The sequence below is a fragment of the Fructobacillus sp. ESL1129 genome (assembly GCF_058507945.1).
In genome coordinates, this window is the sequence record NZ_CP196668.1 from 177,385 (window position 1) to 204,363 (window position 26,979).

Consider the following 26,979-nt stretch of genomic DNA (forward strand, 5'->3'; position numbering starts at 1 on the left):
AATGCGAGTCGTTTCCTTTGTTAACTAGACCAATTCTAGTACCAATTTTGCTAGTTAAGTCAAGAAACCTAACCAATTTTTAGACAGTTTTTATTCTTTCAGCTATTATCATTAGCAAGGGGGATGGTGAATCGTGAAAAGTTCTGAATTACAACGAAATAAAGCTGTCTTGCCGATGTCGGTTGTCCGCGAACTGACTTTGCTATCCGATCGTCAAATTCGTTATTACGAAGAACACGGGTTAGTGAAGCCAGAACGGGGGAAGGGTGGCCAGCGACGCTTCTCTTTAAACGACATTGACCAACTCTTACGAATTAAAGACCACTTAGATGCTGGTGATTCAACCAAGGATATTAAGGAGCTCTTTGATAAGGCAGAGCGCCTGCAGAAGGCCCGCGAAGAGGATGTCAATTCATCACTTCGTCGCTCTTTGCAAGATGAATTTGCCCAAATTGCCCGCTTTAATCAGCCTTGAGTTGATTGACCAAATCAGACGAAAAACACGACATGGGGGATATGATGACACAGAAGTTCATGACAAAAGAAGAAATTAAGGCGCGTGTTGCAGAAGAAAACGTGGAGTTTATCCGTGTGACTTTTACTGACGTGTTAGGAACCATTAAAAACGTGGAAGTGCCAACGTCACAATTGGACAAAGTGCTCAATAATGACCTAATGTTTGATGGTTCATCCATCGAAGGATTCGTTCGAATCAATGAATCGGATATGTACCTTTATCCCGACCTTTCGACTTTTTTAATCTTCCCATGGGCAACTGACGGTCACGGCGGTAAAGTCGCTCGTTTAATTGCCGATGTATACAATAAGGATCGAACGCCATTTGCTGGTGATCCCCGAATCGCCTTGAAGAAAGCTGTGAAACACGCGCAGAAACAAGGTTTCACGGAATTCAACATTGGACCTGAACCCGAATTCTTCCTCTTTAAGTTGGACGAAGAGGGTAAGCCGACGATGGAATTAAATGATCATGGTTCCTACTTCGATTTGGCTCCCCTGGACCGTGGCGAAGATGTCCGTCGTGAAATTGTGTTGACTTTGGAAAAGATGGGCTTTGAAGTGGAAGCAGCCCACCACGAAGTGGCTGCGGGACAGCACGAAGTGGATTTCCGTTACGATGATGTTTTGGATGCCGCTGATAAGATTCAGACTTTTAAGCTGGTTGTGAAAACCATTGCCCGTGAAAACGGCTACTATGCAACCTTCATGCCAAAGCCAATTTCTGGTATTAATGGATCGGGTATGCACATCAACATGTCATTGTTCAATGAAAACGGGAACGCCTTTGCGGGCCAAGACGATGACTACCTTGGATTATCAGACACGGCCTTGAACTTCTTGGGTGGTGTTTTGAAACACGCGCCGGCCTTGACGGCCATCGCCAACCCAACGGTTAACTCCTATAAGCGTTTGACACCTGGTTTTGAAGCGCCCGTTTACATCGCTTGGTCCGCTTCAAACCGTTCACCAATGGTTCGTGTACCGGCTTCGCGTGGATTGGCTACCCGTTTGGAACTTCGAACAGTTGATCCAACAACGAACCCCTATACTTGTTTGGCGGCCATCCTTTCAGCCGGCTTGGATGGAATTGAACAACACTTGGAACCAACGGCTTCTGTTGATAAAAACATCTACTTGATGGATGAAAATGAACGGAAGAAAGCGGGTATTAAGAATCTTCCGGACACTCTGCTCGATGCTTTGGAAGAGTTGGAAGAAGATAACGTGATTATTGATGCAATTGGTACTCATATCATCGATAAGTTTACTGAAGCAAAGCGCATTGAGTACACGTCTTACCGTCAGTACGTGTCAAAGTGGGAACTAGATAACTACTTTATGAACTACTAATAACCATTAAAAAAGTCGTCTGGATAAGTGTCCAGACGACTTTTTAAGTTAGCTACTAATGAATCTTCTCGTTACGGTAAATATTGAAGTAGAAGAGTGTACCGTTAATGGCCATAACGGCGGCAGTAAAGAGGAAAATTGCGCGATAATCAAAGGCAGAAGCAATCAGGGTTCCACACATTGGGCCAAGAACGGATCCAATTGACTGGAAGGATTGGTTGTAGGAAAAGACACGGGAAACCATGTCATCCGGGCTATTACGTGAAATCAATGTCTGGATAGCCGGTAGAAGGGTGGCATCGGCAATTCCAATTGAAAAGCGGAAGAAGAGTAGCCAGAAAACGGTCGTGACGAAGGCTGTCGGTACGAAAGCAATCACAGCAAGGACAAACCCCATCTGAAGCATGAATTTGGTACCAATTCGATCGCCAAGACGACCAAACCAAGAGGCGAAGATAAAGGTGGCACAACCTGGCATAGCCGCGACGACGCCCGTAATAAAGGTGACGTTACCGTGACCAGCAAGCACTTCACGGACGAAGAGCGCAACAATCGGGTTGATGGCCATGTTAACGATTTGAACTAACATCGTGGTGACGAAGAGCGCCAGGAGAATCCTCCGGTTTGGTAAGTCACGAAAACGAACGGTTGGTTTCTTCGCTTTTTCATCATCACTTAACTGGTCTGGACGTTCTTCTTGAACAAGTAGCCAGATGAAGAAAAAGACAATGACAAAGATGGTGGCAGTAATAAAGAAAATCTGTCGGTAGGATAGGAAGGTTGCGAGTGAGCCCCCAATCAATGGGCCAATTAGAGTACCACCGGTGAAACCAGTCACGACAATGCCAAGCGCACGTCCCACCTGATCTTTTGGTGTTTGCGTTGCGATGAGGGCGTTGGAATTTGACACAAAGCCACCTAGGGCGCCCTGCAAACCTCGTAGGAGAATCAGTTGCCAGACGTTTTGACAAAGACCGGTCAACGCCATCACCAAACCCAGTCCTAGCGCTGCTCGCATCATCATGAGTTTTCGACCACTTTTATCAGCTAGCTTCCCCCAGAGGGGTGAAACAATTGCCGATACTAAGAAAGTCACGGCGAAGGCCGCTCCCGAATAAAAGTTTAACTGATCTTTTGTAAAGGAACCCATGCTTTCGATGTAGAGGGAAAGAAAAGGAATGATTTCGGAAAAGGCAGCACCAGTCATCATGACGGCCAACCAAATAATCCACATGTTGCGTTTCCAATCAATCGTTTTGCTTGTATTTGTCATGATGCCTCCAAAAAATGAATTCACTATTCCACTATCTTACTCTTTTTATTGTGATTTTTCATGGAGGACGACGGTTGAAAACAAAGTGAAATGACGGTCTTTTATACAGCAGTTGTTGCTCCCTGTTTATAAAAAAAGTCGTTTCAAGGGCGACACATCGACAAGGTGTCAAACGGGACAATTCCTTGCTTGTGTCTCTTCTTTTATTCGCTTATAATGAAGATTATCTAAAAGTTAATGGCAAAAGCCGTTTGAAAGGGGGTTCCATGACAAAGCATAAGGATTACCAAGCGAAAGATGTCTTGACCATGGTCGCCGATTACCTGCCAGAGGACCAAGTAAAAGCAGTTACCGAAGCTTATGATTGGGCCAGCGAGCTACATAAGGAACAAAAGCGACAATCGGGCATCCCCTATATCGCACACCCTATTCAAGTGGCAGGCATTCTTGCTGAATTAAAGATGGATGGTCCTACCATTGTGGCTGGCTTCTTACACGACATTGTGGAAGATACACCCGTGACTTTGGAAGATGTCGTTGATAAATTTGGTCCAGTGGTGGGTCGAATTGTTGATGGGGTCACCAAGATTTCCAAAATTAAGTACCAAGACTCCAAGGTACAGTTGGCCGAAAACCACCGCAAGCTTCTTTTAGCGATGGCAAAAGACATCCGCGTGATTATCGTTAAGTTAGCGGATCGTCTGCATAATATGCGCACGCTGGATGCCCTTCGTCCTGACAAGCAACGGCGAATTTCACAAGAAACGCTTTCGATTTACGCACCATTGGCTGACCGTTTGGGTATTTCCGCCATTAAGTGGGAACTAGAGGATCTCTCCTTGTCATACTTGGAGCCGGATGCTTACCATAAGATTGCCAGTATGATGTCCATGAAGCGCGATGAGCGAATGGCTGTTATCCAGGAAGCCATCGATCAAATTGAAGAAAGCATTGACGAATTGCACATCGAGGATGTTTCGGTATATGGACGTCCAAAGCACATTTACTCCATTTATCGTAAGCTTGTCGATAAGCACAAGTCCTTTGATGAAATCTATGATTTGTCAGCAATTCGGGTGTTAACGGAAAACTTAACGGATACTTACGCCGTTTTGGGGGCCATCCACGCACATTGGAAACCCTTACCAGGCAGGTTTAAGGACTACATCGCCTTACCAAAGCCAAACGGCTACCAATCATTACATACAACGGTTATCGGACCTTCTGGTCGCCCCTTAGAAGTACAGATTCGGACGTACAAGATGCACCAAGTCGCTGAATTTGGTGTGGCTGCTCATTGGGCCTATAAGAAAAATAAAGGTTCTGATCAACAGGCCAACGTGACTGACCAATCCGAGCAGGTCTTAAACATGATTCAGGGAATCTTGGAGTTCCAGGAATCAGCAGAAGATGCCCAGGACTTCATGGATTCTGTGCAGACCGACCTTTTTGTTGATCGCGTCTATGCCTTTTCACCGGCTGGGGATGTTTATGAACTTGCGCAGGGAGCAGGTCCTTTGGACATGGCCTTTGCCATTCACTCAAACGTTGGCGCTCACACGACTGGCGCGAAGGCAAACGGTCGCATCGTTCCCTTGGATTACCAAATCCAAAACGGTGATATCATGGAAATCCTGACCAGTCCGAACGCGCAACCGTCGCGTGACTGGCTTGACTTGGTTAAAACAAGAAAAGCTCGCCATAAGATTAAGTCCTCTTTGAAGAAAAGAGATCGTGCTGATAACATCCAATCTGGTTTGGATGCTGTTACCAAAGAGCTCTTTGACCAGGGTTATGAGGCCAACGACTTTATTAGTGATGAAAAGTTGCAGGCTGTTGCGGCTACTTTCCAGTCCGGGACAAAGGATGATTTGCTAGCAGCCGTGGGTTACGGAGATTTGACACGCTTGGCGGTTGTTCGTGAGCTGACTAAATCACACCGTGAGGCCTTAGAGGCGAAGGAAGCCGCGGATCTTGAGAAGCGTTTGCTCGAAGAGGGTGGCGCCATTAAAAAAGAGAACCAGCCCTCCAAAGGAAAGCAACGGGAGGCTGAATCAGATGTGGTGATTGCCGGTATTGATAGCCTACTCGTTCACTTGGCTAAGTGTTGTACGCCGGTCCCAGGGGATTCGGTCACGGGTTACATTACGCAGGGGCGTGGTGTGGCAGTTCATCGCTTTGACTGTCCAAACATTCATGCTGCGCAAAAGGCGGGCGAACGACTGGTTGACGTTGTATGGGCAGACCCCAATGGACAAAGGCCTGACTACACCGCTGATTTAACGATTCATGCTGAAAACGAACCCGGTATCTTAAATACGATTTTGAAATCCTTAAATGCCAAGACCCGTTTCATCAAAGAGATTAACGGGCACGTGACGCGCGGTGGCATGGTCCAAGTTCAGGCTTCACTCGGGGTTTCAAACTTGGCGCAACTAAATGGCATCATTGATTCCCTCAGTGCAACGCACTCTGTTTATGATGTTAAACGAACCATTCACTAACGATTAAAGGAGAAGGCCCTTGTTGACCCACCCGATTCGCTTGATTCCCATGAAGGTGGGAAAGTCACGAAAAATGATTTATTATGCCAGTGATGATAAACAATATTATCAAGGGGAGATTACACCGAAAACTGGCTATGATCTCGCGTTATTCATTTCTTTTCTGACTTCGGCAATTATTGGCACGGTGCTCTGGTTAGGCAAGTTTTTCTTTCCAATTCCCAAAATCACGGTGAGTAATCCAATTCTTTGGTGGTTTGGATTCGTTGTGACGACCATTTTACCTGCCTTTTTCTGGTGGATGGCCTATCGAGCGGCGAAAAAAAGGGTTGATAATCATCTTAATTTACAGCTTTTTCAACCAAATGATCAGCAAAAACGTTATTTAAAGGGCAAATGGTCGTTCGAACGAGCATGGATTCTTTTCGTTTTGCTTCTGTTACCACCAACCACTTTACTCTTCTTCGTTCTTTACCTGGTTAAAATGAATTTGATTGACGCGGTCCTACTGACACTTCACGGGACGCTCTTTCTTAGACGTTTGCAGCCAGGGCTGTTGGAACGGTTGAAATTAGCTAGTCACTATTTGATGTAATAAAAGGCCCACCGGAAATATTTTCCGGTGGGCCTTTTTGAATATTCATTATTTTTTCAGCCAGTAAACTAAGCCAAATGGAATGGTGGATTCCTTTCCAGAAAGGATACGACCGATGTTTTGACGGTGTCGGTAGAAGACAAAAATGGTCAAAACGATGGCAATAATGGAAAGAACCAGATCATGGTAATAGAAAACGGACATGATCGTGGCAAAGGTGAAACCGACCATGGAAGCAACGGATACCATGGAGAAGAGTAACAGGCAGGAAACAAAGACGGCACAAACCATCCAGAAGAGCGGCCCGTTGTATACGGAAAGCACACCGGCAGAGGTAGCGACGGCTTTTCCACCTTTAAAGCCAATCCAAAAAGAAAAGGTGTGACCTAGAATGGCAAAAAGGCCAACGAGCATAACGTTGATGTTCAGTCCGAAAAAGCTTGGCAGCATGGCGGCCAACGCACCCTTAAGGATGTCTGCAGCAAGCACCACTGTGCCAGCTACTGGACCAAGAATTCGGAAGGCGTTCGTCGTTCCGATGTTACCAGATCCTTCTGTACGAATATCTTTATGGAAGAAAAGCTTGCCAATCCAATAGCCAGGGACTAATGAACCAATGAGGTAGGCAAGGACAAAAACCATGATTGTTTTTTCCATTTTAAAAAACTCCTTTTTGAAACAGCAGCTAATATTTTACCATAAAAAACGTAGTATTTGCGGAATGGAAGGGGAGGTGGCGGTAATTAGCCTAGTTATGAAATAAAGGACATTGAAAAAACTGATAAAATTTTCTTGTTGTCAGTTTTTAATTTTTAATCTATTATTAAGTAGATTGCCAAAAGTGCTAGCTGGGCTGGCCTTTTGAAAACGAAGATAAAGGATGATTACTGTGACAGAGCAAAGACATTACGATTCTGATTCAATTAAAATCCTAGAAGGACTGGAAGCCGTTCGGAAACGGCCAGGCATGTACATCGGGTCAACTGACGGCCGTGGGTTGCACCACCTCGTATATGAAATCGTCGATAACGCTGTTGACGAAGCATTGGGGGGCTACGGAAACGAAATTGATGTCACGATTGAAGAAAATAACGCGATTACGGTGTCTGATCAAGGAAGAGGGATGCCGGTTGGCATGCATGCTTCTGGGAAGCCGACTCCTGAAGTTATTTTGACCGTTCTCCACGCTGGTGGAAAGTTTGGCCAAGGGGGGTATGCAACCTCTGGTGGGCTACACGGTGTTGGCTCTTCCGTTGTTAATGCCCTGTCAGAATCTTTAAAGGTGACAATCGTTCGTGATGGTCACCGCTTTGAAGAAACCTTTGAAAAGGGTGGCAAGCCGGTTGGCACACTAATTGACTTGGGTGCAACAAAAGATCATACGGGAACAACAGTGACTTTTAAGCCGGATGCTTCCATCTTTTCCACAACGGTCTTTAAGTTTGACACGTTGGCCGAACGCCTTCGCGAAGCTGCTTTTTTGATGTCAGGGGTGCGTTTTACTTTGACGGATAAGCGTGTCGATCCCGTTCGCCAGGAAGTCTACCATTATGAACATGGGCTTCAATCCTTCGTTGATTTTTTGAACGAAGAAAAGGAAGGCCTTGGACCGATCATGACTTTTGAAGGGGAAAGCGACGGCATCGTCGTTGACGTGGCTGCTCAGTATAACGATGGCTATTCTGAAACCCTCTTATCCTTTGTTAACAACGTTCGCACGCAAGACGGTGGTACTCACGAAGCTGGGTTCCGGGCCGCTTGGACGAAGGCCTTTAACGAATACGCCCGCCGCGTAAACTTGTTGAAGGAGAAGGATAAGAACCTGGAGGGCTCCGACGTCCGTGAAGGGTTGTCAGCGGTGATCTCCCTCCGTGTCCCAGAAGAAATTTTGCAGTTCGAAGGACAGACCAAGGATAAGTTGGGGACAACGGAAGCTCGTGGTGCCGTTGATTCTGTTGTGAATGACACGTTAGCCCGTTTCCTACTTGAAAACGGGGACTTCGGACAGAAGATTGTTCGCAAGGCGCTCCGTGCTCGTGAAGCTCGTGAAGCGGCCCGTAAGGCCCGTGAAGAGTCTCGAACTGGTAAATCTAAGGGCAAGAAGGAACGTCTTTTGTCCGGTAAGCTGGCGCCTGCCCAATCGAAAAACGCCGACAAGAACGAACTCTTCTTGGTCGAGGGTGATTCGGCCGGTGGTTCGGCTAAGCAAGGTCGTGACCGTAAGTTCCAGGCCATCTTGCCACTGCGTGGGAAAGTTTTGAACACCCAGAAGGCCAAGTTGGCCGATATTTTGAAGAATGAGGAAATCTCGACTTTGATATACGCCATTGGTGCGGGTGTTGGGCCTGACTTTAACATTAAGAACGCTGCTTTTGATAAGGTCATCATCATGACCGATGCCGATGACGACGGAGCACACATCCAGACACTCCTGCTCACTTTCTTCTATAAGTATATGCGACCTTTGATTGAAGCCGGTAAGGTCTATATCGCTTTGCCACCGCTTTACCGTGTGAAGTACCGGGGCAAGAAAGCCGATTCCTTTGCCTGGACTAACGATGAATTGGCTAAGATTACTTCCGAAGCCAAGGTGAAGTACGAACTGACCCGTTTCAAGGGGCTTGGTGAAATGAACGCAACCCTGCTTTGGGAAACAACTATGGATCCCGAGTCCCGGACCTTGATTCGCGTGAAGATTGATGACGCCATGTTAGCCGAAAAGCGCGTGACAACTCTGATGGGTGATAAAGTCGACCCACGTCGTCAGTGGATTGAAAAAAACGTCCAGTTTACCCTTGAAGAAGAGGGATCCATTTTGGACAACGTGGCAGGAGACTCTGATTCAAGTCAGGTCTTCGACCAAGTGATGGCTGGTAAGAATCCGCACGTCGAGAGCGAAGCTGCGGAAGTCGAACGGATTGCTGAAAATAGTCCAGCAGCACAAGCTGAAAGGGCCGAAGAAGAAAGTATTTCAAAGCAGTCATCTTCAAATAAGTCAACTGATAAAAAGGATGATCGTCATCCCCAAAACAAGAAGGATCCCGAAAATTTCGAGAACCTTGACCTGTTTTAATTACTAAAAAACGAAAGGATAGGGAAATCTCCATATGGCAGACCGCATTACTGAGCTTTCATTAGAAGCCGTCATGGGCGAACGCTTCGGTCGCTATTCGAAATACATTATTCAGGAACGAGCCCTGCCCGACATTCGTGATGGATTGAAACCAGTTCAACGTCGTATTCTCTACGCAATGGATCAGGATTCAAATACTTATGATCATCCATACCGAAAGTCTGCTAAGGCCGTTGGAAACATCATGGGTAATTTTCACCCGCACGGTGATTCGTCAATTTACGAAGCCATGGTTCGACTTTCGCAAGACTGGAAGGTTCGCGAACCACTGATTGACATGAATGGGAACAACGGATCGGTTGATAATGATCCGGCCGCAGCCATGCGATACACCGAGTCTCGTTTGGCCAAGATTTCTGGCGAAATTCTAAAGGATTTGGCTCAAGATACCGTCGAAATGGTTCTGAATTTCGATGATACGACCTATGAGCCAACCGTCCTCCCATCTCGTGTTCCTAATCTTTTTGTGAACGGCGCAACGGGAATTTCTGCTGGTTATGCGACGGATATTCCACCACACAATTTAAAGGAAATTAACGATGCGTTGATTTACCTGTTGGATCATCCTGGTGCTTCTTTGGATAAGTTAATGGAATTTGTAAAGGGTCCTGACTTTCCAACTGGTGGCATTATTCAGGGTGTTGACGGCATTAAGCAAGCTTATCAAACTGGGCGTGGGCGTGTGGTTGTCCGTTCTAAGACCGAAGTTACCCCGCTAAAGGGTGGTAAGCAAAAGATTGAAATCACTGAGATTCCGTACGAAGTGGTGAAATCGAACTTGGTCGCCAAGATTGACGGCATTCGTTTAAATAAAGAAGTGGCTGGTATTTCCGAAGTTCGGGATGAATCGGACCGAGAAGGAATGTCCATTGTCATTGAATTGGCAAAGGATGCCTCGGCTGATGGTATTTTGACCTACCTCTTTAAAAAGACGGATCTACAAATTTCATACAACTTCAACATGGTGGCGATTCACGATCAACGACCGGTTTTGGTTACCTTGCAAAATGGCTTGACGGCCTTTTTGGATTTCCGAAAGGACGTTGTTTTAAAGCGTTCGGCCTATGACTTGAAGAAAGCGCAGGCTCGTCAACACATTGTTGAAGGGTTAATCCGAATGCTGTCGATTCTAGACGAAGTGGTGCAAACCATTCGCTCGTCAAAGAACCGCAAGGATGCGACGCAAAATTTGATTGACCAGTATGACTTTACAAAGGCCCAAGCCGAAGCCATCGTGACGCTACAGCTGTATCGTTTGACGAATACTGACGTGACACAACTACAAGATGAGCACGATGAACTAGCAAAGAAGATTGCAGACTTGCAAAAGATTTTGAATGAAACAGCTGCTTTGCATAACGTGATTCGGAAAGAATTGCGGGCAGTATCGAAGGAATATGCCACGGAGCGACAAACGGTCATTGAGGACGAAATCGAGTCGTTAGTCATTGATACCGCCGTGACAGTTCCGGATGAAAACGTACGCTTGTTGCTTTCGCAAAATGGGTATGTGAAGCGTTCATCATTACGCTCCTTTAAGGCATCTGCTGCTGAAAACGGATTAGCTGATGATGATCCGGTTATCTTAAATGAAACGGTCAACACCACCCAACACTTGTTGGCCTTTACCAACATGGGGAACCTGATTTATCGTCCCGTTTATGAAATTGCCGATTTCAAGTGGAAGGAACCGGGGGAACACTTCTCACAGACTTTGTCAAATTGGGATTCTGATGAACTCATTTTGTCCGCGATGGTTGTCGATAATCCTGAAACTGATCAGCACTTGCTGATGGCATCAAACGACGGCTACATCAAGCAATCAGTTCTGAAGGATTTAATTCCAAAGGCCTATAAGAAAAAGTCCGCCGTGGTCATGAAGCTGAAAACGGCTGCTTCTCGCTTGATTCAGGTACAAGTTGTCAATGATAAGCAAGAAGTCATGACGTTATCCACCAATGGCTTAGCCCTGCGCTTTGCAGTTTCGGAAGTGCCTGTTGTCGGGGCCCGTACCGCTGGTGTAAAGGCGATGAAGTTAGTCGCTGACGACCAGGTAGTCGCCGCCTTAGTGCTCACTAGTCAGTCATCTTACTTGGCTTTGGTAACCAACCAAGGAACCTTCAAGTACTCACGATTGGACGAAATTACACTGTCCCATCGAGCAAACAAGGGAGTGCAGGTATTATCGCCACGTAAGACGGTTCACTATGCCATTGCTGCTGCGACGGTTATTCCTTCTGACCAGTCTGTTCTAAGAATTACAACAGACCGCCTAAAGACTTTTGACATCCAATTGCAAGACCACGGTCTATCCAACCGAACGGCGAACGGTTCGGCTTTGTTGAAACCATCGTCGGATGGCCAGGCACTGTCAATTGAACCCTTAGATTTACAAGAAGAGGGCTAGAAATTCGGTCGCTTTTCTTGATACAATAGGGATGTAATGATGCGGGTAACCGCAATGAGGAGAAAATTTTTCATGGCAAAGATTCAAGTTTTTGGACACAAGAGTCCGGATACGGATACCATTGCATCAGCAATGGCAGCCGCTGATTTATTGGCACAGCAAGGTCTCGATACCGAAGCCGTTGCACAAGGTAAGCCCAACCAAGAAACGCAGTATGCGTTAGACCACTTTGGCTTGCAAGCCTTGCCAATTATTGACAAGGCGACGACGGAAGAAGTTGTCTTGGTTGACCATAACGAAGCAGCACAGTCAGTGGATAACTTGGCTGATGTGACGGTTTATGGCATTTATGATCATCACAAGTTTAATTTTCAGAACGCCACGCCTTTGTACATTACAGCAAAGCCATGGGGATCTGTATCAACCATTTTGTACTACGAATACCTCAAAGCTGGACTGACCATTCCAGCAAAAATTGCCGGTATGTTGGTTTCTGGTTTGATTTCGGACACCCTCTTGTTGAAGAGCCCAACCACAACGGATGTAGACCGTGCCGCCTTGCCTGAACTGGCTAAGATGGCGGGCATTGATGATGTTGATGCCTACGGATTAGCCATGTTGAAGGCAGGAACTGACTTGTCTTCAAAGTCCGATGAAGACTTGTTGGAAGGGGATGCCAAATCCTTTACGATGGGCGACCATGACTTCCGAATTGGTCAAGTCAACACGGTTGACATTGATGAAGTGTTGAAGCGACAAGCTGACCTTGAAAAAGCGATGAAAGCTTCTGGCTATGAAAACTTCTTGTTGGTCATTACTGACATCTTGAATTCAAATTCTAAGGCGCTTTACCTTGGGGATACGGCCACTGCCATCGAAAAGGCATTCGGTAAAAAGCTCGATGACAACGTGATTGACTTGCCAGGTGTTGTTTCACGTAAAAAGCAAGTGGTGCCACCATTGCAAAAGCAATTCTAAGTTGTTATTTGTGGGTAACTTTTTAAGAAAAAGTTAAAAAGACCCCTTTACAGTGTGTAAACAAGCATGTATAATACTATTTTGTATTGACAAGCAAATAAATTTTTTATCAAAATTCTAAAATCTGAGGAGCTGGACTATGCGTATTCATGTCGTATTAGGCAATGACGAAACTGGGGAGCGTATTTACTTGACGTCAAAGAACCGTCGTAACACGCCTGACCGTTTGGAGTTAAAGAAGTACTCACCAAAACTTCGTAAAGTTGTAACGTTTAAGGAGATCAAGTAATGGCTAAGAAATCAAAGATTGCAAAGGCAAAGCAACGTGAAGCAATGGTTGCCAAGTACGCTGACAAGCGTGCTGCTTTGAAGGCTGCCGGTGACTATATTGGTTTGGCTAAGTTGCCAAAGGATTCATCACCTGTCCGTGTTCACAACCGTGACCGCATTGATGGCCGTCCACACGGTTACATGCGTGAATTTGGTTTGTCACGTTTGAACTTCCGCCAATTAGCACACAAGGGTCAAATTCCTGGTGTTCGTAAGGCTTCTTGGTAATTTGAATGTTAACCACAGCCTTGCTGTGGTTTTTTCTTTACTTCCTTGCTTTTCGGTCGTAAATCAACTATTATAAGGGTAAGTTAATTTACAGTCGTAAATGAGCGGGTCGAGCAGATTGACCGGCTCATTTTTTATGGCAAGAAATCGAAAGGGAGATCAAATGGTACAAGCAAAGAACCAAGCCCTTATTGACCTTGTTCAACCAATTATTGATGAACAAGGGCTACTATTATGGGATTTGTCCATTAAGAAGGTTGCTGGACAAAAAACAGTTGAGCTGCTCGTGGATTTGCCAGCGCATGAAAACATTTCAATGGCACAAATCACGACTTTTACACAGGCAGTCAACGAAGCACTTGACGGAGCAGCTGTTGACCCTGTACCGGGTGAGTACATGTTAGACATCGCCTCACCTGGGATGGATCGGTCGTTAAACGAACCCTGGCACTTTGCCTGGGCTAAAGAAGCCGGCGATCCAATTACCATTGCGCTTTTTGCCGCTAAAGACGGGCAGAAGAAGTGGACCGGTCTGATTAAAGCAGTCGATGAGAAACAGTTAGTTCTGACCGTCGACGGTGAAGACAAGTCATTTTCCTGGGATGAGATTGCCAAGGCAGTCGTTTCAATTTAATTTTGTTTAATTAACAGTGGAGTGAGTACATGAGTAAAGAACTAGTACAGGCCCTAGATGCCTTAGAACAAGAACGAGGGATTGATCGCGAAGTTGTGGTTGAGGCTTTGGAAAACGCCTTAAAGGCTGCCTACAAGAAGCAGTACAACGCCAACCAAAACGTTGAAGCGACTTTCGACGATAAGAAGGGCAAGATGACCATTAAGCAGGTGAAAACCGTTGTGCTTGATGACGACCTCTTGGATCCGGATACTGAAATTTCGTTGACGGATGCTCAGGCAATCAATAAGGCCTACGAACCCGGTGATGAAATTCGTTTTGATGTAACGCCTAAAGACTTTGGTCGAATGGCCGCACAAGCTGCTAAGCAGGTTATCGTGCAGAAGATGCGTGAGGCGACTCGTCAGGCTGTTTATAACCGTTACAAGGACTACGAAGGCGAAATTATTACCGGAGAAGTTGAACGTCAGGATAGCCGTTTCTTGTACGTCATGTTGCCTGGTAAGCAAGAAGCCGTTATGACTCCTGGTGACCAGATGCCAACGGAGCACTACCGGATGCGCGACCGTATCAAGGTCTTAGTTTCAAAGGTCGATGATTCACTGAAGGGACCGCAAATCTTCGTGTCACGGACAGCACCTGGCTTGGTTAAGCGACTTTTCGAGCAGGAAGTACCAGAAGTGTACGATGGAACGGTGGAGATCGTTTCCGTTGCTCGTGAAGCGGGTGACCGTTCAAAGATTGCCGTCTACACGCACGATGCCGACTTGGATCCCGTTGGGGCCCTTGTTGGACAGCGTGGTGCCCGTGTCCAAGCCGTGGTAACGGAACTTGGTGGTGAGCATATGGATATCGTGGAATGGGTGGAAGACGAAGCGCAATACATTGCCAATGCCTTAAACCCGGCCGAAGTGACGGATGTTATTTTCGACCCTGAAAATGATCAAGCTGTGACGGTGATTGTACCTGACGACCAGTTGTCATTGGCAATCGGTAAGAAGGGGCAAAATGCCCGTTTGGCTGCTCGTTTAACCGGTGTTAAGATTGACATCAAGCCTGAATCGGAAGCGGCTGATCTTGCCGTTTCGATGGATGAAGCTTCGGACGATGCGTTTGATGACGCAGCAAACGATGCGGAAGACACAAACTTAGATGACAGTGTTGATGCCATGGTCGACGATAGCGAAAATCCTGAAATTTAATTTTTGGAGGTGCCTCATGAAGACACGGAAAATTCCAATGCGAAAGGACATCGTTTCTGGTGAGATGGTGCCAAAGAAAGAACTTGTTCGGGTTGTCCGAAATAAGGAGGGGGAGGTCTCCCTTGACCCAACGGGAAAGAAAAACGGCCGTGGGGCTTATATCGCTTTAGACCGTGAAATTGCTAAGAAGGCCCAGCAACAAAAGGTTTTCGAAAAGGCATTTTCACAAGCGATTGATCCAGCCTTTTACGAGGAACTGTACGCCTACGTCGATCACCAACAAGCACGAAAAGAGCTTTTTGAAAATGATGCCGACTAAGGAATTGAGTCAACTCCTGGGTCTAGCAAGACGAGCCAATAAGCTCGTGTTAGGGTCTGGCCCAACGCTAAAAGCCATCCAGAATCAGACGGCAAAAGTTGTCTTCTTTCCAAAAGATGGTGGCACTAGTCAGCATAAAAAATTTTCAGACAAAAGTCAGTATTACGGTGCCCAATTTATTGACACCTTAACGAGAGATGAAATTAGTCAAGCAATCGGGTTGAACCGATCGGTTCTGGCTGTTTCAGACGCTGGCTTTGCTAAAAAAATCAATCAACTACTTGAAGAAAAGGAGCGGAATTAATGGCAGAAGAAAAGAAATTCTCCGGTTCAAACCGCAAAACCCGCAAGATGGCAGTACCTGAACGAAAGGAATTGCCAGCATCGCAACGACGCCATGCGGCCAAGTTATCAGATGGTGCGGCAAAGCCAGCATCACCAGCGCGTCCACGTCCAAAGTCAAATGGGCCACGAACTGAACATAATGGTCACAACGGACAAAACCGTCAACAGGGTGCTAATAATAACGGACGTCCTGGACAAGGTGGCGGCTCACGCCGTCCAAATAACCGTTCCAACAACAGCACGGGTCGTCCAATGATTCGTGAAAAGAAATCATGGTCAACAAAGCCACGTGAAGGCCAGATTAATTACTCCGCAAAGAAGGATGATTCTTTGAAGGAGTACGTTGCTGAAAACAAGCGTGCCAAGGTGGAAGCACAAAAGAAGGCCGAACAAAAGGTCGCAAAGAAGGCAGCGGCTAAACCGGCAGCCAAGCCTGCAGCAAGTACGACCGCTAAACCTGCGGCTGGTAATGGTGCTGGTCGTTTCGGTGGTTCACTGGCTTCTGGAAACAATTCCGCCCGTAACAACACGCGTAAGCGAAACACAAACGGGACTGGTCAGCAAACGCCACGCCGTAATGACAAGCCACACGGTTCAAAGAAAGCTCGTCGTATTGCGGCAAAGCAAGCGCCAAAGAAGGCACCAACGGTTCGTAAGGAACAGCCATTGCCAGAAGTACTGGAATACAAGGTTGGCATGAACGTGCAGGACCTTTCAAAACTCTTGCACCGTGACACGGCTGAAATTATCAAGAAGCTTTTCTTGCTTGGAATCGTTACGAACCAAAACCAATCGTTGGATGAAGATACCATCGAAATTTTGGCGGCTGACTACGGTATCGAAGCTAAGCAGAAGGAAGAAGAAGACTTGGCTGACATTGACCGCTTCTTCGACGATGAAAAAGTCAATGAAGAGAACTTGGAGCCACGTGCACCAGTTGTGACCATCATGGGACACGTTGACCACGGTAAGACGACTTTGTTGGATTACTTGCGTAAGACGAACGTTACGGAAGGTGAAGCTGGTGGAATCACACAGCACATCGGGGCTTATCAAGCTCGCTTGGATGGTCGTTTGATTACCTTCTTGGATACCCCTGGTCACGCGGCCTTTACTGAAATGCGTGCCCGTGGTGCCAACGTTACCGACATTACGGTTCTGGTTGTTGCCGCCGATGATGGTGTTCAACCACAGACGATTGAAGCAATCAACCATGCCAAAGCTGCTGGAACGCCAGTTATTGTAGCCGTGAATAAGATTGATAAGGAAGGGGCAAACCCTGACCAAGTCATGAACCAATTGATGGCCTACGACTTGGTACCTGAAGAATATGGTGGGTCAACCATCTTCGTTAAGATTTCGGCTAAGTTCGGACAAAACGTTGACCAATTGCTTGAAATGATTTTGCTTGAAGCTGATGTTTTGGAATTGAAGGCCGACCCAACAGTGCCAGCCCGTGGTTCCGTTATTGAAGCTCGTTTGGATAAGGGCCGTGGACCGGTTTCAACGGTCTTGGTTCAACAGGGAACGCTTCATGTTGGGGACCCCGTGGTTGTTGGAAACACTTATGGTCGTATTCGTACGATGCAAAATGAAAATGGTCAAGACTTGGATGAAGCCAAGCCAGCAACACCTGTTCAAATCACTGGTTTGAATGCGGTGCCAGCTGCTGGTGACCGTTTCGTGGTGATGGCTGACGAAAAGTCCGCCCGTGCCGCTGGTGAAGAACGTGAAAAGCGTGCTCGCGAAGAAGTTCGTAATTCATCATCTGTTGTTACTTTGGATACGCTCTTTAACACAATGGCTGAAAAGGCCATGAAGACGGTGCCAGTTGTTGTGAAGGCCGATGTTCAGGGTTCTGTTGAAGCCTTGGTTGGTTCATTGAAAAAGATTGAAGTCGACGGTGTTCGTGTGGACGTTGTCCACGCCGCCGTTGGTGCCATCAACGAATCCGACGTTTCCCTTGCGGAAGCTTCTGGAGCCTTGATCATCGGATTCAACGTTCGCCCAACGCCGTTTGCAAAGAACCAGGCCTCGGCTGACCACATCGACATGCGCTTCTACTCCGTTATCTATGACGCCATTGATGACGTGACGGCAGCCATGAAGGGTCAACTTGAACCTGTCTACGAAGAAAAGATTATTGGACAAATCGTTGTTAAGGAGCTCTTTAAGTTCTCTAAGGTTGGAACGATTGCCGGTGCCACGGTTGAAGAAGGTAAAATTACCAAGGACTCAAAGGTCCGCATCGTTCGTGATGGTACAGTGATCTACGATGGTGAATTGGCTTCCTTGCAACGCGGTAAGGATGCTGTCAACGAAGTCAAGTTCGGCTACGACTTTGGATTTACAGTTAACAAGTTTAACGACATTAAGCCTGGCGATGAGGTCGAAGCCTACGTCATGGAAGAAGTTAAACCTAAGTAATTTTTCAGGAGGTAGCGATGGCAAATGCACAACGCGCTGGGCGTTTGGCCCAGGAAATTCAAAAAGATGTGTCTGATTTGCTTTTGAAGCGGGTCAACGATCCACGGGTTCAAGACGTCACGGTGACTTCCGTTGATGTTTCCGGTGACTTGCAGATCGCTAACATCTACTATTCCATTCTTTCGGATTTGGCTTCTGATCGTAAGAAGGCTCAGGCCGGCTTGGAAGCGGCTTCTGGACTGATTCGGCGTGAACTCGGTTCACGTTTGACGGTTTATAAAATTCCAGAAATCCACTTTATTTTGGATAATTCGATTCAATATGGTGATCATATCGAATCCTTGATTCGGGATTTGCACCGTAAAGAAGGAAAATAATTAGCTGAAAAGAGCAACACAAAGAGTGTTGCTCTTTTCTTTTGGTTTCATCATGAATATTTTTCACTTAAAAATTCCATACTTTCATCTTTTTCACCTTTAAATGGTAAAGTCGAAAGTGTAGACTAAACATAACGATTTCCACAATTTGTTCTCGAAAGGATAGAGTCCATGACCCAGCCATTAAACCCCCTTGTTACCGGACTTGAACCAGATCGCATTTTGACTTTTCAAAAGTCACTGAGCAACTACTCTGATTTAGTTTATTTAACTTTTGGTGAACCAGGCTTTGCTAGTCCGAAAGCTGTTAAGGAGGCGACAAAGAAGGCTATTGATGATGATCGCTCCCACTATGGCAACTCACAGGGCGAACTGGCATTACGTCAGGCAGCCCTGGCTTATTTGAAGGACCGCTACCAACTAAACTATCCAAGCATCGACAATTTAATTATGACGGCTGGGGTTACGGAAGGCATTCAGGCAATTTTTAAGACGCTGCTCACAGCTGGAGATGGCTTGTTGATACCGGATCCGGCTTATGGTTCATATTTTGCCGCGCTGTCTTTGGCGGGTGGCGTCGCTCTGCCAATCAACACGGCAAAGGCCGACTTTAAATTGACACCTGCCTTAGTCGATGAAGTGATTGCGAGTGCGACCGTTCCGGTTCGGGCCATCTTGTTTAATTATCCAAACAATCCAACTGGTGTGAGCTATTCATTAGCAGAATTACAGGCCTTGGCTGACTGTTTTGAACGGCACGATTTGTGGGTGATTTCAGATGAAATCTATGCGGAACTAACCTATGAAGGGCACCATCAATCAATGGGAAAGTTACTGCCTGAGCGGTCGATTGTTGTGAATGGCTTATCCAAGTCCCATGCCATGACGGGCTACCGGCTTGGGTTGATTGCTGGTCCCTTAGCGCTCATTGAAGAAATCCAGAAGGTTCATGGCTCGTCGGTTTTTTCTCTGCCGACTTTTGTACAAGATGGAGCGGTAGCCGCTTTTAAAATGGACAGAGACGAACTGGCCTATATGATTGATGGTTATCGAGAACGCCGCGACTTTGCAAAAAAGGAACTGGAAGAATTGGGCTTTGAAGTGGTTTCTCAAAAGGGAGCGTTCTATCTTTATGCGAAATTGCCGGATAAAGTCAACTTGGACGCCCAGGACTTTGCTTTGGATTTAGCAAAGAACGGCGGCGTTGCGATTATTCCTGGAACGGCTTTTTCTCTCTTTGACGAGGCGAAGCGCTACGTTCGGTTGTCCTATGCTGCTGATATGGCAACACTAAAAGCTGGTTTAGCACGGTTGAAAAAATATTTAGCCAAGCAAAAGGATTAAAAAATGAGTAAAGATGGGTATCTTTACTCATTTTTCTTTCATAATCATCTTTTGTTTTTAGTCTGACTGCGTTAAAATGTAACTACAATGTTGTTAGTTAAACGAAAGAAGGCCGTCTATGTCAAGTGAGATTCCAGCTTTAAATCCTGAAGTAACCGAAATTCCTGCTGATAAGCTCCTGGGCTTCCAAGCAAGTATCCAGGGTATTGATGATTTAGTTTATTTAACCTTTGGGGAACCAGGTTTTGACACGCCGGAGGCGGTTAAACTGGCAACGATTAAGGGAATTGAAGATAACCATTCACATTACGGCGATTCACAAGGAACTCCCGCGCTGCGCCAAGCGGTTTTGGATTATATGAAGGACCGCTACAACCTTGATTATGCTTCCATTAATCAGGTGATTGTGACATCAGGTGTCACCGAAGCCATCTTTGCGATTTTCAAAGCCCTCCTGTCAACCGGTGATGGAATTTTGATTCCGGATCCAGCCTTCGGTTCTTACTTTTCTTCGATTGCCATGGCGGGCGGCGAAGCCATTTCAGTCGATACGTCAAAGACTGGCTTTAAGCTGACTCCTGAATTGGTGGCAACGTCCATTAAAAATGCAACAGTACCTGTGAAGGCCGTTTTGTTCAACTATCCAAGTAACCCAACGGGTGTAACTTATACGAGAAAAGAACTGGAGGCTTTGGCCCAAGCATTTGAAAAAGCTGGTATTTGGGTAATTTCAGACGAAATTTACTCCGAATTGACCTATGGTCAAAACCACGTGTCCATTGGTGAATTTTTACCCGAACGGGCCATCGTGGTGAACGGTCTGTCAAAGTCCCATGCGATGACTGGCTATCGAGTTGGTTTCGTCTTGGCACCGGGAGACGTTGCCGCTCAAATTCAAAAGGTTCATGCAACCTTGGTCTATGCCATTCCAACCTTTGTTTATGATGGTGCGTTGGCTGCTTTACAAATGCCTAAAGAAGCGCTGAAGCCAATGATTGATACTTATCAAAAGCGCCGTGACATGGCGGTCCAAGTGTTGCGTCATTTGGGCTTTGATGTCTTGTCACCCGACGGGGCTTTCTATATTTTTGCGAAGTTACCAGCAGACATCGAAGAAGATGGCTGGACTTTTGCTGAAAAGTTAGCAAAGGATGGCAAAGTCGGGGTAATCCCTGGCGAAGCCTTCTCCCAGTTTGATGGAGCAAAAAACTACCTACGGCTATCCTATGCTGGCGACACCGACCAGTTGAAGGAAGGTCTGAAACGTATTCAAGCATACATTGAAAAGCGCCGGGCAAACCGGTAAAATAAAAGCCGACGATTTCACGATGAATGACCGGCTTTTTTGGTTGATTGAAAGGCGAAGGACATGACCAAGCAAACGAGTAATTTAACCGGCTTATTAGTGGTAAACAAACCAAAGAACATGACTTCCTTCGGTGTCGTGGCACGGTTACGACGAATTTCCGGGCAGCGGAAAATCGGCCATGCCGGTACGTTAGATCCGAATGTCGACGGCGTTTTGGTTGTGGCATTAGGGAAGGCCACAAAGCTCATTGATCTTTTGCAAAGTCGGCCGAAAACCTATACCGGGACCGTCACCTTTGGCTTTGCCACCGAAAGTCAGGATGCGGATGGAGCCGTTGTTGCAAAAGAGCCGCTGACAGCAGCCATCGATGGGGAAAAATTAGCAGCGGCTTTTCAGAGTCTAGAAGGTGATATCATTCAAATTCCACCGATTTATTCGGCCGTTAAGGTGAAAGGAAAGCGTTTGTACGAATATGCTCGAGCCGGTGAAACGGTGGAACTTCCAGAGCGAGCGGCCACCATTTATCATTTTAAGCCGACTTCGTCTTTAAGATGGGTGGCTAATCAGCCCTATCAAGCTATCGACTTTGAAGCAACGGTTTCAAAGGGCACGTATATTCGAACGCTTGCTTATGATTTGGGCCAGAAGCTCGGTTTACCGGCAACGATGACGGCTTTAACCCGACAGTCAGGATCCGGCTTTTCGATTGGGGAAGCGACGGACCTAGCTGAATTAATGACACTTGATGAAAGCGGAATTGAGGAAAAGTTAAAGCCAATTGCTGATGTTTTACCCTATGAACGACGGGAACTAACGGACGAAGAGTTTACCTGGGCAAAGAATGGTCGTAAGATTAGTAGCTGGCCTAAAAATCAGGATGGGTATTATCAGTTACATTACCAAGGAAAGTTAGTGGCAGTGTATGCCTATTCCGATGAGGAAGCACTTTGGCGTTCCCGCTATTATTTCCTATAAGAAAACGTGTATAATCAAAAACATGACAGAGTTAACGAAGCTTCACTATCCATTGGATAACAATTTGAAAGTCACCGAGCCCCAAGTACTTGTGATGGGCTACTTTGATGGTGTGCATTTGGGCCATCAGGCAGTGATTAAAAGAGCAAAGGAAGAAGCTGAACGGCTTGGCTTACCGCTGGCCGTGCTGACGTATACTCCTTATCCCGGTCTTGTCTTTCAAAAGCTTCCGCTACCTTGGCACGATTTAACACCATTAGATGAAAAGGTAGCGCTACTTTCAAAATTAGGTGTGGCACGTGTTTATTGCCTGAACCTGACTTCAATGCTGTCAGAGTTAGAACCGCAAAGCTTTGTAGACGAAGTGCTCATGCCACTTTCACCAAGGGTGGTGGTGGCTGGTTATGACCACCTGTTTGGTGCTCGTGAAAAGCAGGCGGACATGGCGCACCTATCAAACTACGCTAGGAATCGATTTGACGTGGTGACAGTCGAAAAGACGGCTTTAGCTGGTCAGAATCACAAAATCGCTTCACGTGATATTCGGGCTGCCTTGGCCGATGGGGACCTGGACTTTGTTAAGGCAAGCCTTGGTCGTTATCACGAAACGTCGGGCGTAGTGGTTCATGGCGATGCGAGAGGGCGGACGTTAGGCTTTCCCACCATTAACATTTGGACACCGGAGCAAGAGTCTCTGCCAGCCATCGGTGTTTATGTTGTCTCTGTGACAATCTTAGGTCAACAGGTGATGGGAATGGCGTCGATTGGCCGTAACGTGACTTTTGGTAAGGACCGACCGGTAACTGTTGAAATTAACTTACTGGACTTTGACCAAGCCGTCTACGGGGAGCCGGTCCGTGTGAAGTGGTTGCAACGGCTGCGTGGGGAAGTGGCTTTTGAGTCGGCCGAAGCACTGACTGAGCAACTGGAACGAGATCGACAAGATACCAGAAATTATTTTGAAAAAGACTAGTCTGAGGACTGGTCTTTTTTTTAGGTATTATTTTTTACAACTCACATATAATTACAATTAGCAGTCAGATAAAAAGAGTGCTAAAAGGGGTTGCATTCTTGAAAATCATCTGTATAATAAGAATTAGCAGTTGAGGTAATCGAGTGCTAATTGAAGAAAGGCGGTGATTGGGTGTTAACTGAAAGGCAACAGCGGATACTCGCTGCAATCATTTACCAGTACACGCAAACCGCCCATGCTGTCGGTTCGAAGACGTTGCACGACGAATTAGATTTAGATGTATCGCCTGCGACAATTCGAAATGAGATGTCTAGTCTTGAGTCGGCTGATTTGATTAAGAAGTTACATACTTCTGCCGGGCGAATTCCTTCTTTAGAGGGTTATCGTTATTACTTAGATCACCTAATGGGTAGCGATACCGTTTCAAATGAAGAGATTCAGTCGGTGGCTCGGCAAATTCGAGGAAACTTTCATGAATTAGACGAGCTCTTGGACCAAACGGCCAAGCTTTTGGCGAAGGAAACCGGGTTAACGGCTTTGGTATTAAAGCCCAAGCCCATTAATCTGAAGATTTCTTCCTTTCAGCTCATTCCGATGGAGAACCGGCAAGTGATTGCCGTTCTTGCTACATCGGATGGCAAGGTCACTTCACAGACTTTCCGATTGCCGAAGGAATTGCCGCTTGAATCGCTGTCGAGCATGGTGGCTTACATCAATGCCTCGATGGTGGGCCGACCGGTTCACGAAGTTCTTTCCTTAATGACTTCAGAGCAGTTGCCGGTTTTGCTCTCGCGAAACATTGAGAGTCCGGCGGCTTTCCTTCAGTTGTTTGGGGACGTCTTAGCCCGCTCGGTGGAAGAAACGGTTCACCTTGGTGGTCGCTTTAACCTACTGGAAGTGGCTGATGACGCGTATCTTGATGTCAAAGCCGCTCGTAAAATCTTGGAGCTCTTTGATTCCCCAGATGCGGTTCGGCACTTAGCCAAGGCTGAGAGTGGTCGTGTCAACATCCGCTTGGGTGATGAGTTACACACGCCCGTCTTAAATGACTTTGCCATGTTGGCGACGGCCTTTACCGTAGGTCAGGATAACAGTGGTGTGATTGCCCTGGTTGGTCCGATGCGAATGCCTTATGCACAACTATCAAAGTTGCTTCTGGCATTTGCTCAAGCACTCGACTCAAAGCTAATTGAATACGAAGCATAAAAGGAGGCTCTTGTGGCCAAGAAAGATCAAGAACAGCAAATCGATGAACAAGAAATCCTTGAAGAGGAAAAGGCTCAGGATTTCGCTGGTGAAAATCCAGAAAAGGTTCAAGATGACTCAAAGCAGGAAGATGAAACGAATCCGCTTGACGAGTTAAAGAAGCAGTTGGCTGACAAAGACGATGCCTTACTTCGTGCGCAAGCTGAGATTCAAAACATTCAGACGCGTAACGCCCGTGAGATGGCCAACGTTCGCAAGTACGATGGTCAGAAATTGGCAACTGCCATTTTACCGGTCGTTGATAACTTAGAGCGTGCCTTGGCCGTTGACGCAGGCGACGACGAAAAAGTCGCCCAGGTCCACAAGGGTGTTCAGATTACCCTGAAGACCTTGAAGGCGGCCCTAACTGAAAACGGGATTGTTGAAGTTGGTCAGGTTGGCGACGACTTTGACCCACAGACAATGCAGGGTGTTCAAACGGTGCCCGCAGAAGGTGAGTTGAAGGCCGACCAGGTTGCTTCTGTTCTGCAAAAGGGCTACATGCTCCATGATCGGGTGATTCGCCCGGCCATGGTGGCGGTTGCTCAGTAAGTAAACTTACATAATTGAAAATATGGTGACTCAGCGTTTGACGCACCACACCGAAAAAAGCTAAAAATGTTGATTAAAAATCAAAGGAGTATCGATACATGTCAAAGATTATTGGAATTGATTTAGGAACGACGAACTCTGCTGTTGCTGTTTTGGAAGGTGGTAAGCCAAAGATTATCACCAACCCTGATGGTGGTCGGACAACACCTTCTGTTGTCTCATTTAAGAACGGGGAAACCCAAGTTGGTGACGTGGCCAAGCGCCAGGCCATCACGAACCCGGACACGATTTCATCAATCAAGTCACACATGGGTGAGGCTGGTTACAAGGTTAAGGTTGGCGACAAGGAATACACGCCACAAGAAATCTCAGCCATGATTTTGCAATACATCAAGGGCTATGCAGAAGACTACTTGGGTGAAAAAGTTGATCAGGCCGTTATCACGGTCCCTGCTTACTTTAACGATGGACAACGTCAAGCAACCAAGGATGCTGGTAAGATTGCCGGATTGAAGGTAGAACGTATCATCAACGAGCCAACGGCCGCTGCTTTGGCTTATGGTTTGGACAAGTTGGACAAGGATGAAAAGATTCTTGTTTACGATTTGGGTGGTGGAACCTTTGATGTTTCCGTCCTCGAATTGGGTGACGGGGTCTTTGAAGTTTTGTCAACGAACGGTGACACGCATCTTGGTGGTGATAACTTTGATGAAAAGATTATCGACTACTTGGCTGACGAATTTAAGAAGGAAAACGGCATTGATTTAAAGCAAGATAAGTTGGCCTTGCAACGTTTGAAGGATGCTGCCGAAGCTGCTAAGAAGACCTTGTCTTCTGCAACGGAAGCACAAATCGACTTGCCATTTATCGCCTCTGGTGACCAAGGACCTTTGCACTTGCAAACGTCTTTGACTCGTGCAAAGTTCAACGAATTGACGGCTGACTTGGTTAAGAAGGCTGAACAACCTGTTTTGAACGCTTTGAAGGATGCTGGTTTGTCATTCTCTGACATCGATGAAGTTATTTTGAACGGTGGTTCAACTCGTATCCCAGCTGTTCAAGAATCAGTTAAGAAGTTGACTGGTAAGGAACCTAACCACTCAATCAACCCTGATGAAGCCGTTGCCCTTGGTGCCGCTGTTCAAGGTGGTGTGATTACTGGTGACGTTAAAGACGTTGTCCTCTTGGATGTTACGCCATTGTCACTTGGTATCGAAACGATGGGTGGTGTCTTCACGAAGTTGATCGACCGTAACACGACGATCCCTACGTCAAAGTCACAGGTATTCTCAACGGCCGCTGATAATCAACCAGCCGTTGATATCCACGTCTTGCAAGGTGAACGTTCAATGGCTGCCGACAACAAGACCTTGGGACGCTTCCAGTTGGCTGACATTCCTGCAGCCCCACGTGGTGTTCCTCAGATCGAAGTTACCTTCGATATTGACCGTAACGGTATCGTCAACGTTTCTGCTAAGGACCTTGGTACTCAGAAGGAACAAAAGATTACCATCCAAGCTGCCGGTGGTTTGTCTGACGAAGAAATCGAAAAGATGATGAACGACGCCAAGGCAAACGAAGAAGCCGACAACAAGAAGAAGGAAGCTGTTGAAACGCGCAACAACGCGGATCAATTGATCTTCCAGACGGAAAAGACTTTGGAAGAAGTTGGCGACAAGTTGTCTGAAGAAGACACAAAGCCAACGAAGGATGCTTTGGAAGCCTTGAAGAAGGCCAAAGAAGACGCCAAGGACGAAAACGCCGACTTGACAGATTTGAAGGACAAGTCTGACGCCTTGTCAAAGGTTGCACAAGAATTGGCTGCAAAGCTTTACCAACAGGCACAACAAGCACAAGGTGGTGCTGCTGGCCAAGAAGCTGGTCAAGGACAAGCAAAGGATGACAACACGGTTGACGGTGACTTCGAAGAAGTCAACGATGACGACAAGAAGTAATTCGA

The 26,979-nt window shown here is 46.5% G+C and carries 24 protein-coding genes; 22 read left to right on the forward strand and 2 right to left on the reverse strand.

Annotation, left to right across the window (positions count from 1 at the left end; genetic code table 11):
• Positions 1 to 133 precede the first annotated feature (133 nt).
• Both ACSYSL_RS00880 and glnA read left to right on the forward strand, forming a co-directional pair.
• Positions 134 to 475: a MerR family transcriptional regulator gene (locus tag ACSYSL_RS00880; protein WP_010692053.1), complete on the forward strand. Its 342-nt coding sequence runs from the start codon at positions 134 to 136 to the stop codon at positions 473 to 475.
• Positions 476 to 519: 44 nt separating this feature from the next.
• On the forward strand, positions 520 to 1,869 hold the full coding sequence (gene glnA / locus ACSYSL_RS00885; protein ID WP_187753265.1) for a type I glutamate--ammonia ligase: 1,350 nt from the start codon (positions 520 to 522) through the stop codon (positions 1,867 to 1,869).
• A 55-nt stretch (positions 1,870 to 1,924) separates the two neighbouring features.
• On the opposite strand, the gene ACSYSL_RS00890 is transcribed toward glnA, so the two are convergent.
• Positions 1,925 to 3,142, reverse strand: a complete 1,218-nt coding sequence (locus ACSYSL_RS00890; protein ID WP_010692055.1) for an MFS transporter — start codon at positions 3,140 to 3,142, stop codon at positions 1,925 to 1,927.
• 266 nt (positions 3,143 to 3,408) lie between these two features.
• On the opposite strand from ACSYSL_RS00890, the gene ACSYSL_RS00895 reads away from it, so the two are divergent.
• Together ACSYSL_RS00895 and ACSYSL_RS00900 are read left to right on the forward strand one after the other, a co-directional pair.
• Positions 3,409 to 5,646, forward strand: coding sequence for a RelA/SpoT family protein (locus tag ACSYSL_RS00895; protein ID WP_491708740.1), 2,238 nt, complete (start codon positions 3,409 to 3,411; stop codon positions 5,644 to 5,646).
• Positions 5,647 to 5,668: 22 nt separating this feature from the next.
• Complete coding sequence (locus tag ACSYSL_RS00900; RefSeq protein WP_187753267.1) at positions 5,669 to 6,241, forward strand: hypothetical protein; 573 nt, start codon at positions 5,669 to 5,671, stop codon at positions 6,239 to 6,241.
• Between the two features lie 48 nt (positions 6,242 to 6,289).
• On the opposite strand, the gene plsY is transcribed toward ACSYSL_RS00900, so the two are convergent.
• Positions 6,290 to 6,898: a glycerol-3-phosphate 1-O-acyltransferase PlsY gene (gene plsY, locus ACSYSL_RS00905; protein WP_491708741.1), complete on the reverse strand. Its 609-nt coding sequence runs from the start codon at positions 6,896 to 6,898 to the stop codon at positions 6,290 to 6,292.
• A 232-nt stretch (positions 6,899 to 7,130) separates the two neighbouring features.
• Here plsY and parE point away from each other — a divergent pair, with 232 nt between their 5' ends.
• The 18 genes from parE (at position 7,131) to dnaK (ending at position 26,974) form a co-directional block, all read left to right on the forward strand.
• Entirely contained in the window at positions 7,131 to 9,314 is a 2,184-nt protein-coding gene (gene parE / locus ACSYSL_RS00910) for a DNA topoisomerase IV subunit B (protein ID WP_491708742.1), read from the forward strand.
• A 34-nt stretch (positions 9,315 to 9,348) separates the two neighbouring features.
• Positions 9,349 to 11,781 (forward strand): DNA topoisomerase IV subunit A, encoded by a 2,433-nt coding sequence (gene parC, locus ACSYSL_RS00915; RefSeq protein ID WP_491708743.1) that lies wholly within the window; start codon positions 9,349 to 9,351, stop codon positions 11,779 to 11,781.
• A 72-nt stretch (positions 11,782 to 11,853) separates the two neighbouring features.
• Complete coding sequence (locus tag ACSYSL_RS00920; RefSeq protein ID WP_338344663.1) at positions 11,854 to 12,759, forward strand: manganese-dependent inorganic pyrophosphatase; 906 nt, start codon at positions 11,854 to 11,856, stop codon at positions 12,757 to 12,759.
• A gap of 139 nt (positions 12,760 to 12,898) precedes the next feature.
• Complete coding sequence (rpmG, locus tag ACSYSL_RS00925) at positions 12,899 to 13,048, forward strand: 50S ribosomal protein L33 (protein WP_002815032.1); 150 nt, start codon at positions 12,899 to 12,901, stop codon at positions 13,046 to 13,048.
• On the forward strand, positions 13,048 to 13,317 hold the full coding sequence (gene rpsN, locus ACSYSL_RS00930) for a 30S ribosomal protein S14 (protein WP_010692065.1): 270 nt from the start codon (positions 13,048 to 13,050) through the stop codon (positions 13,315 to 13,317). Before rpmG ends, rpsN begins: the two co-directional genes overlap by 1 nt.
• 136 nt (positions 13,318 to 13,453) lie before the next feature.
• Entirely contained in the window at positions 13,454 to 13,951 is a 498-nt protein-coding gene (gene rimP, locus ACSYSL_RS00935) for a ribosome maturation factor RimP (RefSeq protein ID WP_491708744.1), read from the forward strand.
• 29 nt (positions 13,952 to 13,980) lie between these two features.
• Positions 13,981 to 15,153: a transcription termination factor NusA gene (gene nusA / locus ACSYSL_RS00940; RefSeq protein ID WP_010692067.1), complete on the forward strand. Its 1,173-nt coding sequence runs from the start codon at positions 13,981 to 13,983 to the stop codon at positions 15,151 to 15,153.
• A 16-nt stretch (positions 15,154 to 15,169) separates the two neighbouring features.
• A complete protein-coding gene (gene rnpM / locus ACSYSL_RS00945) occupies positions 15,170 to 15,472 on the forward strand; it encodes an RNase P modulator RnpM (protein WP_010692068.1) in 303 nt (100 codons plus the stop codon).
• Positions 15,459 to 15,776, forward strand: a complete 318-nt coding sequence (locus ACSYSL_RS00950; protein ID WP_248656944.1) for a L7Ae/L30e/S12e/Gadd45 family ribosomal protein — start codon at positions 15,459 to 15,461, stop codon at positions 15,774 to 15,776. The genes rnpM and ACSYSL_RS00950 overlap by 14 nt, the downstream gene beginning before the upstream one ends.
• Positions 15,776 to 18,244: a translation initiation factor IF-2 gene (gene infB / locus ACSYSL_RS00955; RefSeq protein WP_010692070.1), complete on the forward strand. Its 2,469-nt coding sequence runs from the start codon at positions 15,776 to 15,778 to the stop codon at positions 18,242 to 18,244. Before ACSYSL_RS00950 ends, infB begins: the two co-directional genes overlap by 1 nt.
• Positions 18,245 to 18,261: 17 nt before the next feature.
• Complete coding sequence (rbfA, locus tag ACSYSL_RS00960; protein ID WP_010692071.1) at positions 18,262 to 18,621, forward strand: 30S ribosome-binding factor RbfA; 360 nt, start codon at positions 18,262 to 18,264, stop codon at positions 18,619 to 18,621.
• A 171-nt stretch (positions 18,622 to 18,792) separates the two neighbouring features.
• A complete protein-coding gene (locus tag ACSYSL_RS00965) occupies positions 18,793 to 19,965 on the forward strand; it encodes an aminotransferase class I/II-fold pyridoxal phosphate-dependent enzyme (RefSeq protein ID WP_491708745.1) in 1,173 nt (390 codons plus the stop codon).
• A 118-nt stretch (positions 19,966 to 20,083) separates the two neighbouring features.
• Positions 20,084 to 21,271: an aminotransferase class I/II-fold pyridoxal phosphate-dependent enzyme gene (locus tag ACSYSL_RS00970; RefSeq protein WP_491708746.1), complete on the forward strand. Its 1,188-nt coding sequence runs from the start codon at positions 20,084 to 20,086 to the stop codon at positions 21,269 to 21,271.
• A gap of 63 nt (positions 21,272 to 21,334) precedes the next feature.
• Positions 21,335 to 22,249, forward strand: a complete 915-nt coding sequence (gene truB / locus ACSYSL_RS00975) for a tRNA pseudouridine(55) synthase TruB (RefSeq protein WP_491708747.1) — start codon at positions 21,335 to 21,337, stop codon at positions 22,247 to 22,249.
• A 22-nt stretch (positions 22,250 to 22,271) separates the two neighbouring features.
• A complete protein-coding gene (gene ribF / locus ACSYSL_RS00980) occupies positions 22,272 to 23,222 on the forward strand; it encodes a riboflavin biosynthesis protein RibF (RefSeq protein ID WP_491708748.1) in 951 nt (316 codons plus the stop codon).
• Positions 23,223 to 23,393: 171 nt separating this feature from the next.
• Positions 23,394 to 24,428, forward strand: a complete 1,035-nt coding sequence (gene hrcA, locus ACSYSL_RS00985; RefSeq protein ID WP_491708749.1) for a heat-inducible transcriptional repressor HrcA — start codon at positions 23,394 to 23,396, stop codon at positions 24,426 to 24,428.
• A gap of 12 nt (positions 24,429 to 24,440) precedes the next feature.
• Positions 24,441 to 25,019, forward strand: coding sequence for a nucleotide exchange factor GrpE (gene grpE, locus ACSYSL_RS00990; RefSeq protein ID WP_010692078.1), 579 nt, complete (start codon positions 24,441 to 24,443; stop codon positions 25,017 to 25,019).
• Positions 25,020 to 25,117: 98 nt separating this feature from the next.
• The gene (gene dnaK / locus ACSYSL_RS00995) at positions 25,118 to 26,974 is read left to right on the forward strand and encodes a molecular chaperone DnaK (protein WP_491708750.1); all 1,857 of its coding nucleotides are present in this window, start codon (positions 25,118 to 25,120) and stop codon (positions 26,972 to 26,974) included.
• The last annotated feature ends 5 nt before the right edge of the window (positions 26,975 to 26,979 follow it).

Bases quoted from the DNA above. Each gene is read 5' to 3' on its own strand.
- glnA (WP_187753265.1), top strand. From the start codon at position 520: ATGACACAGAAGTTCATGACAAAAGAAGAAATTAAGGCGCGTGTTGCA.
- ACSYSL_RS00890 (WP_010692055.1), bottom strand. From the start codon at position 3,142: ATGACAAATACAAGCAAAACGATTGATTGGAAACGCAACATGTGGATT.
- ACSYSL_RS00895 (WP_491708740.1), top strand. From the start codon at position 3,409: ATGACAAAGCATAAGGATTACCAAGCGAAAGATGTCTTGACCATGGTC.
- plsY (WP_491708741.1), bottom strand. From the start codon at position 6,898: ATGGAAAAAACAATCATGGTTTTTGTCCTTGCCTACCTCATTGGTTCA.
- parC (WP_491708743.1), top strand. From the start codon at position 9,349: ATGGCAGACCGCATTACTGAGCTTTCATTAGAAGCCGTCATGGGCGAA.
- ACSYSL_RS00920 (WP_338344663.1), top strand. From the start codon at position 11,854: ATGGCAAAGATTCAAGTTTTTGGACACAAGAGTCCGGATACGGATACC.
- rpmG (WP_002815032.1), top strand. From the start codon at position 12,899: ATGCGTATTCATGTCGTATTAGGCAATGACGAAACTGGGGAGCGTATT.
- rpsN (WP_010692065.1), top strand. From the start codon at position 13,048: ATGGCTAAGAAATCAAAGATTGCAAAGGCAAAGCAACGTGAAGCAATG.
- rimP (WP_491708744.1), top strand. From the start codon at position 13,454: ATGGCAAGAAATCGAAAGGGAGATCAAATGGTACAAGCAAAGAACCAA.
- nusA (WP_010692067.1), top strand. From the start codon at position 13,981: ATGAGTAAAGAACTAGTACAGGCCCTAGATGCCTTAGAACAAGAACGA.
- rnpM (WP_010692068.1), top strand. From the start codon at position 15,170: ATGAAGACACGGAAAATTCCAATGCGAAAGGACATCGTTTCTGGTGAG.
- ACSYSL_RS00950 (WP_248656944.1), top strand. From the start codon at position 15,459: ATGATGCCGACTAAGGAATTGAGTCAACTCCTGGGTCTAGCAAGACGA.
- infB (WP_010692070.1), top strand. From the start codon at position 15,776: ATGGCAGAAGAAAAGAAATTCTCCGGTTCAAACCGCAAAACCCGCAAG.
- rbfA (WP_010692071.1), top strand. From the start codon at position 18,262: ATGGCAAATGCACAACGCGCTGGGCGTTTGGCCCAGGAAATTCAAAAA.
- ACSYSL_RS00965 (WP_491708745.1), top strand. From the start codon at position 18,793: ATGACCCAGCCATTAAACCCCCTTGTTACCGGACTTGAACCAGATCGC.
- ACSYSL_RS00970 (WP_491708746.1), top strand. From the start codon at position 20,084: ATGTCAAGTGAGATTCCAGCTTTAAATCCTGAAGTAACCGAAATTCCT.
- truB (WP_491708747.1), top strand. From the start codon at position 21,335: ATGACCAAGCAAACGAGTAATTTAACCGGCTTATTAGTGGTAAACAAA.
- ribF (WP_491708748.1), top strand. From the start codon at position 22,272: ATGACAGAGTTAACGAAGCTTCACTATCCATTGGATAACAATTTGAAA.
- dnaK (WP_491708750.1), top strand. From the start codon at position 25,118: ATGTCAAAGATTATTGGAATTGATTTAGGAACGACGAACTCTGCTGTT.